General features: G+C 74.8%; 10 protein-coding genes. 3 read left to right on the top strand and 7 right to left on the bottom strand.

The annotated features are described in order from the left end of the window. Window positions 1-6: 6 nt before the first annotated feature. Genes ETAA1_RS02010 through ETAA1_RS02000 form a run of 3 tightly spaced genes read right to left on the bottom strand, consistent with a single transcriptional unit; the run spans window position 7 to window position 4,496 of the window. Window positions 7-759: an SDR family NAD(P)-dependent oxidoreductase gene (locus ETAA1_RS02010; protein ID WP_145233861.1), complete on the bottom strand. Its 753-nt coding sequence runs from the start codon at window positions 757-759 to the stop codon at window positions 7-9. A gap of 49 nt (window positions 760-808) precedes the next feature. Further along, entirely contained in the window at window positions 809-3,454 is a 2,646-nt protein-coding gene (locus ETAA1_RS31375) for an SDR family oxidoreductase (protein WP_202920595.1), read from the bottom strand. 28 nt (window positions 3,455-3,482) lie between these two features. Further along, window positions 3,483-4,496 carry an NAD(P)/FAD-dependent oxidoreductase gene (locus ETAA1_RS02000; RefSeq protein ID WP_145233860.1) on the bottom strand — a complete coding sequence of 338 codons (1,014 nt, stop codon included), beginning with the start codon at window positions 4,494-4,496 and terminating at the stop codon, window positions 3,483-3,485. Window positions 4,497-4,823: 327 nt separating this feature from the next. On the opposite strand from ETAA1_RS02000, the gene ETAA1_RS01995 reads away from it, so the two are divergent. Together ETAA1_RS01995 and fae are read left to right on the top strand one after the other, a co-directional pair. Further along, a complete protein-coding gene (locus ETAA1_RS01995) occupies window positions 4,824-5,231 on the top strand; it encodes a fasciclin domain-containing protein (RefSeq protein ID WP_145233858.1) in 408 nt (135 codons plus the stop codon). A gap of 200 nt (window positions 5,232-5,431) precedes the next feature. Further along, entirely contained in the window at window positions 5,432-5,986 is a 555-nt protein-coding gene (gene fae, locus ETAA1_RS01990; protein ID WP_145233856.1) for a formaldehyde-activating enzyme, read from the top strand. An 11-nt stretch (window positions 5,987-5,997) separates the two neighbouring features. Here the strand turns inward: fae and ETAA1_RS01985 are convergent, their stop codons facing one another. The 4 genes from ETAA1_RS01985 to ETAA1_RS01970 form a co-directional block, all read right to left on the bottom strand. Then, window positions 5,998-6,804 carry an ATP-grasp domain-containing protein gene (locus tag ETAA1_RS01985; protein ID WP_145233854.1) on the bottom strand — a complete coding sequence of 269 codons (807 nt, stop codon included), beginning with the start codon at window positions 6,802-6,804 and terminating at the stop codon, window positions 5,998-6,000. Window positions 6,805-6,833: 29 nt separating this feature from the next. Further along, window positions 6,834-7,154, bottom strand: coding sequence for a hypothetical protein (locus tag ETAA1_RS01980; RefSeq protein ID WP_145233852.1), 321 nt, complete (start codon window positions 7,152-7,154; stop codon window positions 6,834-6,836). Between the two features lie 19 nt (window positions 7,155-7,173). Continuing rightward, window positions 7,174-8,388 (bottom strand): PQQ-binding-like beta-propeller repeat protein, encoded by a 1,215-nt coding sequence (locus ETAA1_RS01975; RefSeq protein ID WP_145233850.1) that lies wholly within the window; start codon window positions 8,386-8,388, stop codon window positions 7,174-7,176. Between the two features lie 114 nt (window positions 8,389-8,502). Continuing rightward, entirely contained in the window at window positions 8,503-10,086 is a 1,584-nt protein-coding gene (locus ETAA1_RS01970; protein WP_145233848.1) for an FAD-dependent oxidoreductase, read from the bottom strand. 222 nt (window positions 10,087-10,308) lie between these two features. Here ETAA1_RS01970 and ETAA1_RS33670 point away from each other — a divergent pair, with 222 nt between their 5' ends. Then, window positions 10,309-13,269 carry a YncE family protein gene (locus ETAA1_RS33670; RefSeq protein WP_202920593.1) on the top strand — a complete coding sequence of 987 codons (2,961 nt, stop codon included), beginning with the start codon at window positions 10,309-10,311 and terminating at the stop codon, window positions 13,267-13,269. The last annotated feature ends 38 nt before the right edge of the window (window positions 13,270-13,307 follow it).

Genomic DNA, 13,307 nt, shown 5'->3' with positions numbered 1-13,307 from the left:
CCTCGGTCAGCGGGGGCGGACGGTGGCGAGCCCGCCGTCCACCCCCAGAACCTGCCCCGTGACCCAGCCCGACTCCGGGCCGAGCAGCCACTCGATCGCCCCGGCCACGTCGTCCGGGTCGCCGACCCGCCCGAGGGCGTGCATGGCCGTGGACGCCTTGAGCGAGGCCTCGTTCGCCGTCAAGCGGGCGGTCATCGGGGTGCGCACCAGGCCGGGGGCCACGCAGTTCACCCGGATGCCGCGGGGGGCGTACGTGGCCGCGGCCGACAGCGTCAGGCCGATCACCCCGGCCTTCGCGGCGGAGATGGCCTCGTGGTTCATCAGGCCCACCCGCGCCGCCGCCGACGACACGAGGACGACGGACCCGCCGGGCGCGGTCACGGCCTTCGCGGCGGCCCGCAGCACGGCGAACGCGCTGGTCAGGTTCGCCGCGACCGTCGCCGCCCATTCGTCCTCGGTCGTGGTGTGGGCCGGCTTGAGCAGCAGCGACCCGACGCAGTTGGCGACCCCGTCGAGCCGGCCGAACCGCTGCACGGCCGCCTCCGCGCAGGCGGTCGCGTCGTCGAACCGGGTGGCATCGACCGGGTGCGGCTCCGCCCCGATTTCCGCGGCGAAGGCCCGGAGGCGGTCGGCGTCGCGGGCGGCCACGACCAGCCGCGCGCCCCGCGCGGCGAGCCGGCGGGACAGGGCGGACCCGATCCCCCCGGTCGCCCCGAACACCAGGTACACCGGGGCGGCATCTGCGTCAGGTGAACTCACGGCGACTCCCCTCCCAAGTGAATGCGCACCCGCCGGCCGCGGTAGCGGGTCAGTCCGTGGGCAGGAACACCCACAACGCCGGCCGGCCGCAGTTGCAATGGACCGCACGCCCCAGCAACCCCACCCCGGCGAGGCTCAGGTACACCGCCGTGCGGGCCGCGTCCCAGTAGCCGAGGCGGCCGTGGGCGCGCGGGCCGCGGAGCCGCTGCTCCAGGCTCGGGATGGGGTGGAAGATGGTTTCGACGAGCGCGGGGCGGTCGCGCTCGCCGTCCTGCAGGTCGTCGAGCCGGCGGGCCGTCGTCTCGACCGCCCCGCGGGGGCACCCCTCCGCGAGCAGCCGTTCGTCCACCTCGGCCACCCCGCGGCGGCTCAGGGTCGGCAGCGTGAGCAGGCCGACGAAGGACCAGACGGTGAACCACAGGCTCAGTTCGATCGTCCCCGCGGCCGTCCCGAGCCGGGCCGGGCCGACGGCGAGGGCCGCCGTCGTGAGGCCGGCGAGCGTGAACAGCAGCGCGACCACCCGGCCCCGCCGCCAACTCCCCGTCAGGACCGCGAGGCCGCGCCGCCGGAGCGTGATCTGCAGCCCCTCGGCCCCCAGCACCTGCCCCCACTTCAGGGGAAGGAGGTGGAGCCGCGGGCGGACCACGCCGAGGACCGCCCCGGTAAACCCCTCGTCCGGGCTTTCGGCCATGACGACCGGCACGGGGCCGCCCGCCGCGCCGCCGTCCGGCGCGCTCGGGGTCAGTTCGAGGGGGGCCACCGCGGACGCGATCGTCACCCGGCCGCGGAGCAGCGCCAGCGTGAACACCGCCCCCGCCGCGACGGTCCCGCCGACGCCGGCGTACCGTCCCGCGTACATGAGGATGACGGCGGCCGAGAGCAGCACCGCCGCGTGCGCCGCGGCCCCGCGCGCCAGGCCCGCCAGGAACCGCCCCGGCGGCGGGTGGGACCGGCCGTACCGCCGCGGCAGCAGGTAGCCGCCGACCACGTCGAACGGGAGGTGCACGAGCGCGTAGCCCAGCACGAAGCCCGCCAGCGCAAGCACCTGTGTCGCCGGCGGCGCGTCGGGGTCGGGCGCGACTCGCGCCGCGAGGCCCAGTGCCAGCGCGAGCGCCGCGAGGGTGACCACGGTTCCGACCGCGGACATCCCCAGCCACAGCCGCGCCCGCCCGTACCCCGAGGCGGCGGGAGCGGCGCGCGGCCCGTCGTCCGGCTCCGGGTTCTCGGCCCGGTGCATCGCCTCGGCCGTCTTCCGGATCCCCCGCAGCATGCCGCCGAAGACGATGCCGTGCAGCGGCACCACGGCGTACCAGTAGAGGAGCCCGAGCAGCCCCCGCGGGCGGAACAGGGCCGTCATCGTGAACCGGGTCCGGTCGCCGCCCGCGCCCGGCTCCACGTCGAAGTTCAACTTCGCCTCGCCCGGCAACTTCATCTCGGCCCGCAGCGACAGCGAGCGGTCGCGCTCGACCCCGACCACCCGCCAGAAGTCCAGCGCCTCGCCGAACTCCACCCGCTCGGCGTTCCGCCGCCCGCGCCGCAGCCCCGGCCCGCCGACCAGCGTGTCCATCCACCCGCGGACGCGCCACAGGACGTCGCCGGCGTACCAGCCGTTCCCCCCGCCGATCCGGCACACCGCCGCGAACACGTGGCGCGGGTCTGCCCGGATGTCGACCGACCGGCGGTCGGTGAAGACGGTCCCGCCCGCCCACTGCGGGTCGCCCGGCACCGTCCCGGCCGCCGACCACCGCGTCTCGACGGCGTTCGCCTCGACGCTCCGGATTGCCTGCCGGATCGCGTCGCGGACGCCGGCCGCCGCGTGCGGCATGAGCCGCTGCGCCTCGCCGCTCGTCACGACCACCCGGTTCCGCAGCCCCTCGGCGAGCGGCCGCGCGATCCGGTACGACACCGGCGTGACCAGCCCGATCCAGAGCGAACTCAGCCGCGGGGTGAGGAGGGGGACGGGAAGGATGAGCCGCTTCGGGAGGCGGAGCTCCTCAGCCATGATCCGCATCAGCTCGCGGTACGGGAGGGCGTCCGGCCCGCCGATCTCGAGTGTCTTGCCGGCGGTCTCCGTGACGCCGAGGCAGCGGACGAGCCAGTGCAGCGCGTCGTCGATCGCGACCGGCTGGCACTCGGTCGTCACCCAGGACGGGGTGACCATGACCGGCAGCCGCTCGACGAGGTAGCGGAGGATCTCGAAGGAGGCCGAGCCGGCCCCGATGATCATCGCGGCCCGGAAGGTGGTGACCGGAATCCCGGCCGACGCCAGTTCCGTTTCGACCTCGCGGCGGGATCGGAGGTGCTCGCTCAGGCCCGCCCCCATCTCGCCGAGGCCGCCGAGGTAGATGATGCGGGCCACGCCCGCGCGGGCCGCGGCCCGGGCGAAGTTGGCCGCCAGCAGGCGGTCCCGCGCGGCATACTCCGCGCCCGTCACCTCCATGGAGTGAACGAGGTAGTACGCCGCGGAACACCCCGCCAGCTGGCCGGCGAGGTGGGCCACGTCGGACATGTCGCCGGTCACGACCTGCACGTTCGGGTTGGCCCGCCACGCCCGGTCGTCGAGCTTCCGCGGCTCCCGGGCGAGGCACCGCACCCGGTGCCCGGCCGCGAGGAGCGCGGGCACGAGCCGGCCGCCGACGTAGCCGGTGGCCCCGGTCACGAAGACGGATTCGGCGGTGGCTTCTGGCGGGGTCACGAGACACCCTTCGGTCACGGAGCAGACGTTAGCCGGCGGACGCAACGGGCCCGTCCGCCGCGCGGACGATGCGGCCTGCCGCCGCGGCTCCCGACAGGAACGCCCCCTCGACGCGCCCGCCGGCGAGCCAGTCGCCACACACCGCCAACCCGGCGGCGGCGTCGAACAGCGTCGTGCGGGCCGCGGGGTCGGCTCCGAGACTGTACCGCCACCGGTGCGCAGCCCGGTAGGCGACCGGCGGGAGGGTTCGGCCCGTCGCCGCGGCGAATGCGTAAAGGAGCAGCGGAACGACGGCGTCCGGCGAGTCTTCGAGGTGGGCCGCGGACCACCCCGCGCCGGCGTGCAGCACCCAGCAGTCGGCTCCACCCGGGCGGCCGGGCTTGGAACTGTTGCGAGCGACCCACGACAGCGGCGAGCCGTGCACGAAGGCGCCGTCCCACGGCACGTCCAGCCGGTCCGCGAACGCCAGGAGCACCGCCCAGCACGGGGTCATCGGGGTGCACGCGGCCTCGGCCGCGAACGGGTGCGGCGCGAGCAGCTCCGCCGCCTGCGGCGCCGGGAGGGCCGCGACCAGGAAGTCGAACGGCCCGGCCCCGCCGCCCGCCTCATCAACTACCTGCCACCCGGCGGGCGTGCGCGCGGCGCGTGCGACGCGGGTCGCCCGGCGCACCGCGAGCGTCGCGGCCAGGTCGGCGGCGACCGCCGCCATTCCCGGCACCCCGACGTACCGCGGCTGCGGGGGCGTGTCGGTAGCGACGCCGCCCTCGAGCTTCACCACCCGCCCGCCCCACTCGGCGACGACCCCGCGCACCAGCCATGCCGCGACTGCCCGGGCGAAGTCCGGGTGCCGCGCGGTGAAGTACTGCGCCCCGTGGTCGAACGCCAGGCCCGGGTCGACGCGGCGGGTGGCGGTCCGCCCGCCGGGGCCGCGGCCCTTGTCGAAGACGGTCACGTCGAACCCGTGGTCGGCGAGCGCGCGGGCGCACGCCAGCCCGGCGACCCCGGCGCCGACGACGGCCACCCGCGGCCCACGCTCATGCATGACGGTATTCGGGACGGTGATGCTCCATCTCGGTCCGCGGGTGGGGTGGGCCGGCGCCTTCCATTCATAGTCGGTGCGACCGCCGGCCGTCCGGGGAAAGGCGTGAGACCCGCGCCCGACCGGGCGGACGCACGACGCGGAAAATACAGGCCTAATCGCAGCCCCGCCTCGCAACTAACTCCCGAAGATTTTGTCGCCGAAGATTGGTCCGAGGCTCCCGACTGCCGTCTATGCATGACCCTGCGACGGCCGGGTTCCGGGGCCGGCGGGAGTGGTTCCCGCGGGCCGCGAGGGCGGTCCGTCGCGATCCCATCCGAGGTGCATCCCGTGGCAGACATCGTAGAGACCGCGGTCGCGGCCGGTTCGTTCTCGACCCTGGTGACGGCGGTGAAGGCGGCCGGGCTGGTGGACACGTTGAAGGGGCCGGGGCCGTTCACCGTGTTCGCCCCCACCGACGACGCGTTCAAGAAGCTGCCCGCCGGCACCCTGGAGGCCGTGCTCGCCGACAAGGCCAAGCTGACCGCCATCCTGACGTACCACGTCGTCGCCGGGAAGGTGACGGCGGCGGACGTGGTGGGGCTGAACGGGAAGACCGCCAAGACCGTGCAGGGCGGCGGCCTGGCGATCGACACGACGAACGGGGTGAAAGTCGGCGCGGCCACCGTCTCCAAGGCCGACATCGCGTGCAGCAACGGCGTGATCCACGTCATCGACACCGTGCTCATCCCGGCCTGACCTCCCCGACGCGGTGCCCCGGCCGCCCCCGGCTGTCAGGGGGCGGCCCGGCACCGCGTCAGCCGGGTGAAGATCCTGTCCCCGGCAAGCCGCGGGTCGGTTGCAAAGTTCCTCGCCGGCACTTACCCGCCCGCCGCCCGGCCCGCTCCGTAAGCTGACTCCGCCGCGGGGCCAGCCCGGCCCCGCCCGGAGGACGCGCGATGGCGGAGCGGATCTTGATGCGGACCGGCGAGGCGCTGGTCGAGGGCGACAAGGACTACCTCTGTGCGGAACCCGAAGTCGTCATCGGCGAGCTGGACGGCCCGGTGGGCACGGCGCTGGCCACGCTCGTCGGCGACCAGGTGAAGGGGCACACGCGGGTGTTCGCCATCCTGAACTCGGACGTGCAGGTGAAGCCGGCGACGCTGATGGTGAGCAAGGTGACGGTGAAGGACGCCCGGTACACCGGCATCCTGATGGGCACCGTCCAGGCCGGCATCGCGCACGGGGTGCTGGACGCAGTGCGGGCCGGCGACATCCCGAAGGAGAAGGCGAACGACCTGGGGATCATCTACAGCGTGTGGCTCGACCCGGCGGTGCTGAGCGTGCCGGAGGGCGAGGTGGACCACGCGGCGCTGTTCGCGGTGAACCGCGAGGCGACGGCGAAGGTGATCAAGAAAGCGATGCGCGGCGAGCCGACGATCGACTGGCTGCTGGAGAACCAGGACAGCGTGACGCACTACTTCCACCAACTGGGGCTGGACGGGAAGCTGTAGGGCGCGACCGGTCAGGCCCCGTCACCGGCGGGACCAACGATCGCCGTCCGCCACATCGCCGCGAACGTGTCGGCTGACCAGCCGACCAGGTCGGACACCTGGCCGTCGCCGACCTCGACCACGCGGTCCACGCCGTCGGCTCGCCGGACGATGTCCACCGAGAAGAACGGGCTCGGGACGCGCCCGGCGCAGGTCGCGACAGCACCGGGGATCGGGGCGTGCGGGTCGGAGGCGTAGGCCCGCCCCCGAATCACGAAGTACCGCCGCTCCGTCTCGACCAGAAAGTCCTCGACCCGGCGGACGCAGACCCCGCCCTCGATCTCGCCGCGGTATTCCCTCATCTCGGCCACGACCCGCTCGACCCCGGCCGGGTCGCGGACGAGCGAGCCGACCGATGTCTTGAGCGACTTCACGTAGTCCTTGACGAAGAACCCGTCCCAACTCAGGGTCGCCAGCTCACGAGCCAGGTCGGCGTCGGCCGGGTAGACGCGGGTTTCGGGCGTCAGGTCGGTGATCAGCGGATACCAGTTCGGCAGGTGGTGTGCGGCGAGGTACTCGCCCGGCGTGGTGAACAGCCTCGCCCCGGCGTCCTCGACCGCCGCCGACAGGCGGCCGTACTCGACGGCGGTCAGCATCCAGCCGCGATAGACCACGTCCGCCCCGGGCGGGACGCCGTCGAGCGGCTGCCCGCGCCGCAGCACGCCGCTTCGAAGCAGGGAGTATGTAAAGCCCGCGGCCGCGAGGGCGGCGGCTTGCTCCTCGAAGATGTCTTCCGGGAAGTTCCGGCCGCGTGGGTCTTGGGGGAAGAGGAAGTGCATGGATCCTCGGCTTTGTAGGTCGGGCGCCGTCACCGCTTCATCGTCAGCGTCAGCCACAGCGCCAGCAGGCCGAACACCGCCAGGATGCCCAGCAGGCCGCACCCGTTGATGCCGATCGCCAGGTTCCGCTTCCGCGTCGGCAGGTCCGCCGACGGCTTCTTCGCGTCGAACTCGTGGCCGCAGTCGGCACACACCACCGCCCGGCAGAACATCAGCCCCACCGTCCCCAGGTACCACGGCCACAGGCCCGGGAAGCTGTACTCCGACCCGCACTTCGGGCACGGCACGTCGCGGGCCCCGCGGCGGCGGCGGCGCGGGCGGTCGTCGTCGTCCTCGGCGTAGCGGCTCACGGGAACCTCCGGGGTGGGGTCACTTCAAGTTCATGCACACGAGCTTGGTCCCGTCGCGGGCGAACAGCCGGCCGTCGCTGAGGGCGGGGGCGGCCCGCGTCGGCGTGCCCAGCACGGCCGCCCGGCCGCGCTCGACGTACCCCGCCGGGCTGGCGTCGAACCGCACCAGCTCGCCGCCGGCCGTCAGCGCGAACAGGCCGCCGTCGGCGGCGATCAGGCTGGCCGGGCCGAACCGCGGCCGCGCCCACTTCACGGCGCCGGTCTTCCACTCGACGCACCGCAACTCCGGCGGCGCGCCGTCGGCCCGGCCGTGGGCGCCGTACAGGAACTCGCCGACGCGCACGGGCGTGTTGTACTGGCACGACAGCGACCGGTCGTTGGCCCACACCTCCTCCACGGCCGCGCCCGTCGGCCGCAGTAGCGCCGCGCCGAGGCCGTACGACACGGTGAGGAACACGTCGCCGTTCCACACCAGCGGCGTGGCGGCGTTCACGCTCTCGCGGATGCGCGGCTTGTACGGGTGCGTGAACCGCACGGCGCCGGTGGCCGGGTCGAGGCCGACGAGGCCGTCGCGCGTCAGCACCACGGCCGTGGCCTTGCCGTCGAGCGTGGCCAGCACCGGCGACGAGTACCCGGCCGCGTCGTCAGTCGCCTTCCACACCTCCTTGCCGGTGGCGGCGTCGAACGCGACCACGCCGGCGCCCTTCGCCCCGACGTTCACGATCACCCGGCCGTCGGCGACGAGCGGCGACCCGGCGACGCCGAAGAAGCCCTTGTCGGCGCCGTAGTCGGCGAGGAGCGCGCGGTGCCAGCGGGCCTTGCCGGTGGCGAGGTCCACGGCGTGCAGGTCGCCGTTGGCGCCGAGCGTGACGACGGCGCCGCCGGCGACGGTGGGCGTGGCGCGCGGCCCCTCGTCCATCCCGAAGTCGTCGCGGTAGCGGGTGCGGTAGGCGAACGCCCACAGCCCCTTGCCGGTAGCGGGCTCGAGCGCTTCGAGCTTCTCCTCGTCGCCGACGCGGTGGAAGACGAGGAGCTTGCCGCCGGCGACGACCGGCCCGGCCCAGCCCTGGCCGACGGCCTTCGTCCACAGCACGGGCGGGCCGGCGGCGGGCCACTCCTTGGCGAGGCCGGTCTCGGCGGAGTGGTTGTCGCGGCCGGGGCCGTGGAACTGCGGCCAGTCGGCGGCGCCGAGCGGGACGGCGAGCGCGAGCGTGAGGAGGAACGTGAGGCGCATCGGCGCTCCTGATCGATCACGAAAGCAATTTAGACAGGATAACAGGATGAACGGGATGCCGAACCGGGCTGATTGCCTTGGTTCGGCATCCCGTTCATCCTGTTATCCTGTCCATTATTCCGGTCCTCGAATCACCTCGTCCGCGGCGCGGGCGCCGTGGTGCAGCGCCTCCTCGAAGATCGGCACGCCGCCGAGGTCGGCGCCCGCGAAGTGGACGCGCCCCAGCGGCTCCGCCGCCCGCCGCCGGTCCGGCCCCCACACGAACCCCGGAACCGGCCGCACCATCGCGTGGCCCCAGCGCATCACGTCGAGCCGCGTCACCAGCCGCCGCAGGTCCGGGTGCGCCATCGCCAGGTCGGCCAGCACCGCCTCGGCCCAGCCGTCGCGGCCGGTGCCCAGCAGCCGCAGCCGCGCGTCGCGCGGGTCGGCGTCGGTGAACGGCCGGTAGTACGTCCACACCGTCGGGCCGTGGTCGGCGCCGCGCTGGTGCGTGTTCACGACGTAGCCGAGCGACGGGCTTTCGTAAAGCACGTTGTCCCACGCGAGCGGCACGCCGAGGCCCGTCGGCCGGTCGCGCAGGTGGAGGTTGGCGACGAGCCACGCCCCGTATGTGAACGCCGCCCGCCACGGCTGCTCGCGCAGCCCGCGCACCAGTTGCCGCGTCACGAACTGCGGCGTCGCCACGATCACGCGCCGCGCCCGCAGCCCGCGCACCCGGCCGTCGGCGGACACCGCCACCACCTCCACGCCATCGCCGGCGGGCCGCACGTCGGCGGCGGCCCAGCCGGGCTGCACCTGCTCCTTCGCGCTGTCGGCGAGGTGGCGAATGAGGCGGGCGTTCCCCTCGGGCCACGTCATCAGCGGCTGCGCCTCGGCCCCCGGCCCCTTCACCCGCGACGCGAAGTAAAAGAGGCCGGCCCACGCGCTCGCCTGCTCGGCGGTCAGGCCATAATCGTCGCGGCAGGCGTAGTCGGCGAGCCAGCGGAGGCGCGGCGACGTGAACCCGTTCGCGGTCAGCCAGTCGGCGAAGGGCTGTCGGTCGAGCGCGACCACGACCGCGTCGTCGGAGCCGGTGGCGACGGGGATGGCGAACGCCCGCCGCCCCGCGCCGTCGCGCCAGCCGGCCCAGCGGCCGACCTCGGCGGTGAAGCGCCGCAGCTGCTCCACGTCCCCCGGCTCTTCGCCGGCGTGGAGGAAGAGGCCGTCGTACCAGCGGCCGCGGAAGAACAGCCGCTCCTGCGGGTCGCGGCACAGCACGCCCTCGGCGACGACCGGCGAGCCGTCGGGGTTCATCGCCTCGACGGCGCCCATCTCGCGGAGCAGTTCGACGAGGAGCGGGTTGCCGGCGAGCGGCGCGGGGACGTAGTGCGCCCCCCACGGGTACGGCCCGGCCGCGGACGTGCCGCCGCGCGCGGTGCCGCCGAGTTCCGGTTCGAGTTCCAGCAGCGCGAAGTCGGAAACGCCCTTGCGGCGCAGCCGCCACGCCGCCGCGAGCCCCGCGGCGCCGCCGCCGACGATCACGACGCGGTGCGCGGTCCAGGCGTCGGGTTCGGGGCGCCAGCCGTCGCGGAGGCGGTGGCCGAGCGAATCGGACGGGCCGACGAGGTCGCCGGGCGGGAGCGGCGCGGGGTCGGAGTGACACCCGGCTGTCACGGCGAGCGGGGCGGCGGCGAGGAGGTCGCGGCGGGTCGGCTTCACGGGGGACGTTATACCACGGCGTTGGCCCGAAGCCCCGAAGGGGCGGCAGCCAACAGCCCAGGGCGCAAGCCCTGGGAGCGTGGGCGATGACCCGGGGGCGTGACGGACTCGCGCCAACGGCGCGGCCCCTCCGAACGTAACACCAGCGTTGCACCGCCGGCCGCGGCCGGATACGCTATTCTAACGATCACTCGCCGACCGCCCCCGGCCCCGGAGGACGCCATGGCCACCGCCGACACCATCGCCATCAAGTGCCCGGGGTGCCAGGCCGGATTCGACGTTCCCACCAGCCTCGCCGGCAAGACCATCCGCTGCACGTCGTGCAAGACGCAGCTGCCCGTCCCCGCCGGCCGCGCCAAGTCGGCCGGCGACGCCCTCCCCACCGCGAAGACGGCGCCGTCCCGTGGCTCGAACGGCCCGCCCGCCAAGTCCGCCGCGGACATGCTCCCGAAGGGGAAGCCGAGCCGCCGGCGCGACGACGACGAGGACGACGACGAGGATGACGACGACGACCGCCCGCGGCGGAAGGGGAAGAAGAAGGCGGCGAGCGGCGGCGGGTCGGCGATGCCGCTGATCCTGGCGGTGGTCGGCGTCGTGGTGCTGGCGGGCGGCGGCATCGGGGCGTACTTCGCGTTCAAGACGGACACGCCGGTCGCGTCGTCGGGCGGCACGACGACGCCGGCGGAGGGCGGCTCGAAGGGCGGCCCGCCGCGCGGCATGACCCCGCCGGGCGGCGGCGAGGCGGCCTGGCAGCCCTTCATGGGCGACGGGTTCACCGTCGAGATGCCCGGCACGCCGAACAAGAACGAGACCCAGAGCGACGGCGGCACGACGACGAAGATGAACGGGCTCCTGTCCGCGGACGAGACCAGCGCGTTCGTCGTGGTGGCCGCGACGCTGCCGCCCGAGGCCCGGACGGTCCCGCCGCGGATGATGCTCGACCTGATGCTGACCGGGCTGGAGAAGAGTTCCCAGAAGCAGACCCGCGGCAGCCCGTTCCGGTTCGGCCGGCAGAAGACCGAGCGGAAGCTGAAGGTCGCCGGTAAGCGGGAGACGACCGTGGACGGGAACCCCGCCTACGACGTGGACTTCGCCTTCGACCCACCCGGCGGGGTGGCCGTCGGGAAGCTGGTGGCGGCCGGCGGGAAGCTCATCGTCCTCATCGCCGGTCACGAGACGGACGCGTCGTTCGCGCCGCAGGGCAAGCGGTTCATCGACTCCCTGAAGTTCACCGCCGGCAGCGGCGGCGAGAACGTCGCCGCGAACACGCCGAACGGCCCCGAGGCCGGCGGGACCGGCAAGCCGACCCCCCGCGGCGGTGGCGTCGACGGGCAGGTGACCTCCGGCGGCCCGCCCCCCGGCATGACGTTGCCCGGCGGCGGCCCGCCCGCGGGCATGGGCATCCCCGGCCCCGGCGGCCCGCCCCCGGGTATGACGTTCCCTGGCGCCGGCGGCCCGCCGCCCGGCATGGGCATCCCCGGCGCCGGCGGCCCGCCCCCCGGCATGGGCATCCCCGGCCGTGGCGGCCCGCCTCCGGGTATGGGCATCCCCGGCCGTGGCGGCCCGCCTCCGGGTATGGGCATCCCCGGCGGCCCGCCGCCCGGTATGGGCATTCAGGGTCCGGGCGCGGTGCCCCCGCCGCCCGGCGCGCCGCCCGGCATGGGCTTCCCGATGCAAGGGCCCGGCACCCCCGGGTTCGGCGGCGGCACCCCCGGGTTCGGCGGCAGCTCCGGCGCCGGCTACATCACCCCCGCCCTCGCCGTGCAGATCGACCCGTTCTTCGCCATCGCCTTCGACGTGGACAAGTCGGAGGTGTTCACGGTGACCATGCAGGCCGTCTCGGCCTCCAAGGCGACGTACAAGCTGAACCGCTATTCCTACCCCGACTTCGCGCCCAAGGGCGACTGGAAGATCAGCCAGCTCGGCGTCCGCGCCGCCCTCGACACCGCCGGCGGCAAGCTGTACCTGGCCACCGCCCCGCTCAGCCCCGCCACGCTGGCCCAGAAGGGCGACCGCGTCACCGGCGCCGGCGACATCCTCGTGTACGACCTGGCCGGCATCCGGGAGAAGAAGGTGGCCGAGCGGACCGAGCTGAAGTCGGTCGCCACCATCGCCACCGGCGCCCCGGTCCGCGGGCTCGACGTGTCGCCCGACGGCAAGGTGCTGACGGTGCTCACGTCGCGCGCCCCGGTCGGCGGCAAGGGGAAGGCGATGCTCCGCCAGTACGACACCGCCGACCGCAAGGTGATCAAGGACAAGGAGCTGCCCAACGCAGCGTGGAACCTGTCCCGCACGGCCGACGGCAAGGGCCTGCTGGTGACCGAGGACCCGCGGGTCGCCAGCCAGGCGCTGCTGGTGTGCGACCCCGTGACGCTGGAGCCGCGGCCGCTGTCGCTGCCGCGCGGCACCACCGACGTGGCCGTGGGGCCGGACGGCAAGATGGTGGCCGCCGCCGGCGCGTCCGGCGGGCAGGCCGGCGACCTGGTCCTCATCGACGCCGCCGCCGCCCCGAAGAAGCTGCTGGCGACGGCCGCCCGGAAGAACCAGAACGGCTACGCCCGGTTCACCCCGGACGGCAAGAAGCTGCTGGTGGCGTCGCACGGGATGGAGCAGCAGAACTTCGCCCCCGGCATGGACGTGTACGAGGTGACGGACCCGGCCGACCCGACGAGCTACAAGAAGGCCGGCACCATCCGCAGCGCCGGGATGCAGTACGTGGGCGGCTACTTCCACGTGTCGCCGGACGGCGAGCGGGTGGTGATCCAGCTGACCGGCGCCGTCCTGGAAACGGCAAAGCTGACGGAGCACGTCGGCGGCCCCGAGCCCGCGGGTCTGGACGGCAACGGGGGTCAGCCCGGCCCGGGTCAGCCCGGCGTGGCCGGCCCGGGTCAACCCGGCCCCGGTCGCGGCGGGTTTGCCCCCCCCGGTCAGCCCGGCCCGGGTCAGCCGGGTCCGCCGCCCGCCCCCGGCCAGCTCGGGCCGGGCCAGCCCGGCCCGGGGCGAGCCCCGGCGCCCGGCGAACTCGGGCCGGGTCAGCCCGGCCCGGGGCGGCCGGCCCCTGGCCAGCTCGGGCCGGGTCAGCCCGGCCCCGGCCAGCCGAACCCGGGTGTGCCGGCGGCGCCGGGCGCGCCGGGCCTGGACGGCCCCGGCGGCCGGCGCGGCCCCGCCCCGCCCGCACCCTGACCCGCGCGATCGGCAGGATTCCCGCCCCCGGCTGAAGC

Origin of the sequence: Urbifossiella limnaea (assembly GCF_007747215.1) — a bacterium.
Taxonomy (GTDB): Bacteria; Planctomycetota; Planctomycetia; order Gemmatales; family Gemmataceae; genus Urbifossiella; species Urbifossiella limnaea.
The sequence above is the reverse complement of the archived record's forward strand: the minus strand, read 5'-3'. Positions and strand labels throughout refer to the sequence as shown.

Bases quoted from the DNA above. Each gene is read 5' to 3' on its own strand.
- ETAA1_RS02000 (WP_145233860.1), bottom strand. From the start codon at position 4,496: ATGCATGAGCGTGGGCCGCGGGTGGCCGTCGTCGGCGCCGGGGTCGCC.
- fae (WP_145233856.1), top strand. From the start codon at position 5,432: ATGGCGGAGCGGATCTTGATGCGGACCGGCGAGGCGCTGGTCGAGGGC.
- ETAA1_RS01985 (WP_145233854.1), bottom strand. From the start codon at position 6,804: ATGCACTTCCTCTTCCCCCAAGACCCACGCGGCCGGAACTTCCCGGAA.
- ETAA1_RS01975 (WP_145233850.1), bottom strand. From the start codon at position 8,388: ATGCGCCTCACGTTCCTCCTCACGCTCGCGCTCGCCGTCCCGCTCGGC.
- ETAA1_RS33670 (WP_202920593.1), top strand. From the start codon at position 10,309: ATGGCCACCGCCGACACCATCGCCATCAAGTGCCCGGGGTGCCAGGCC.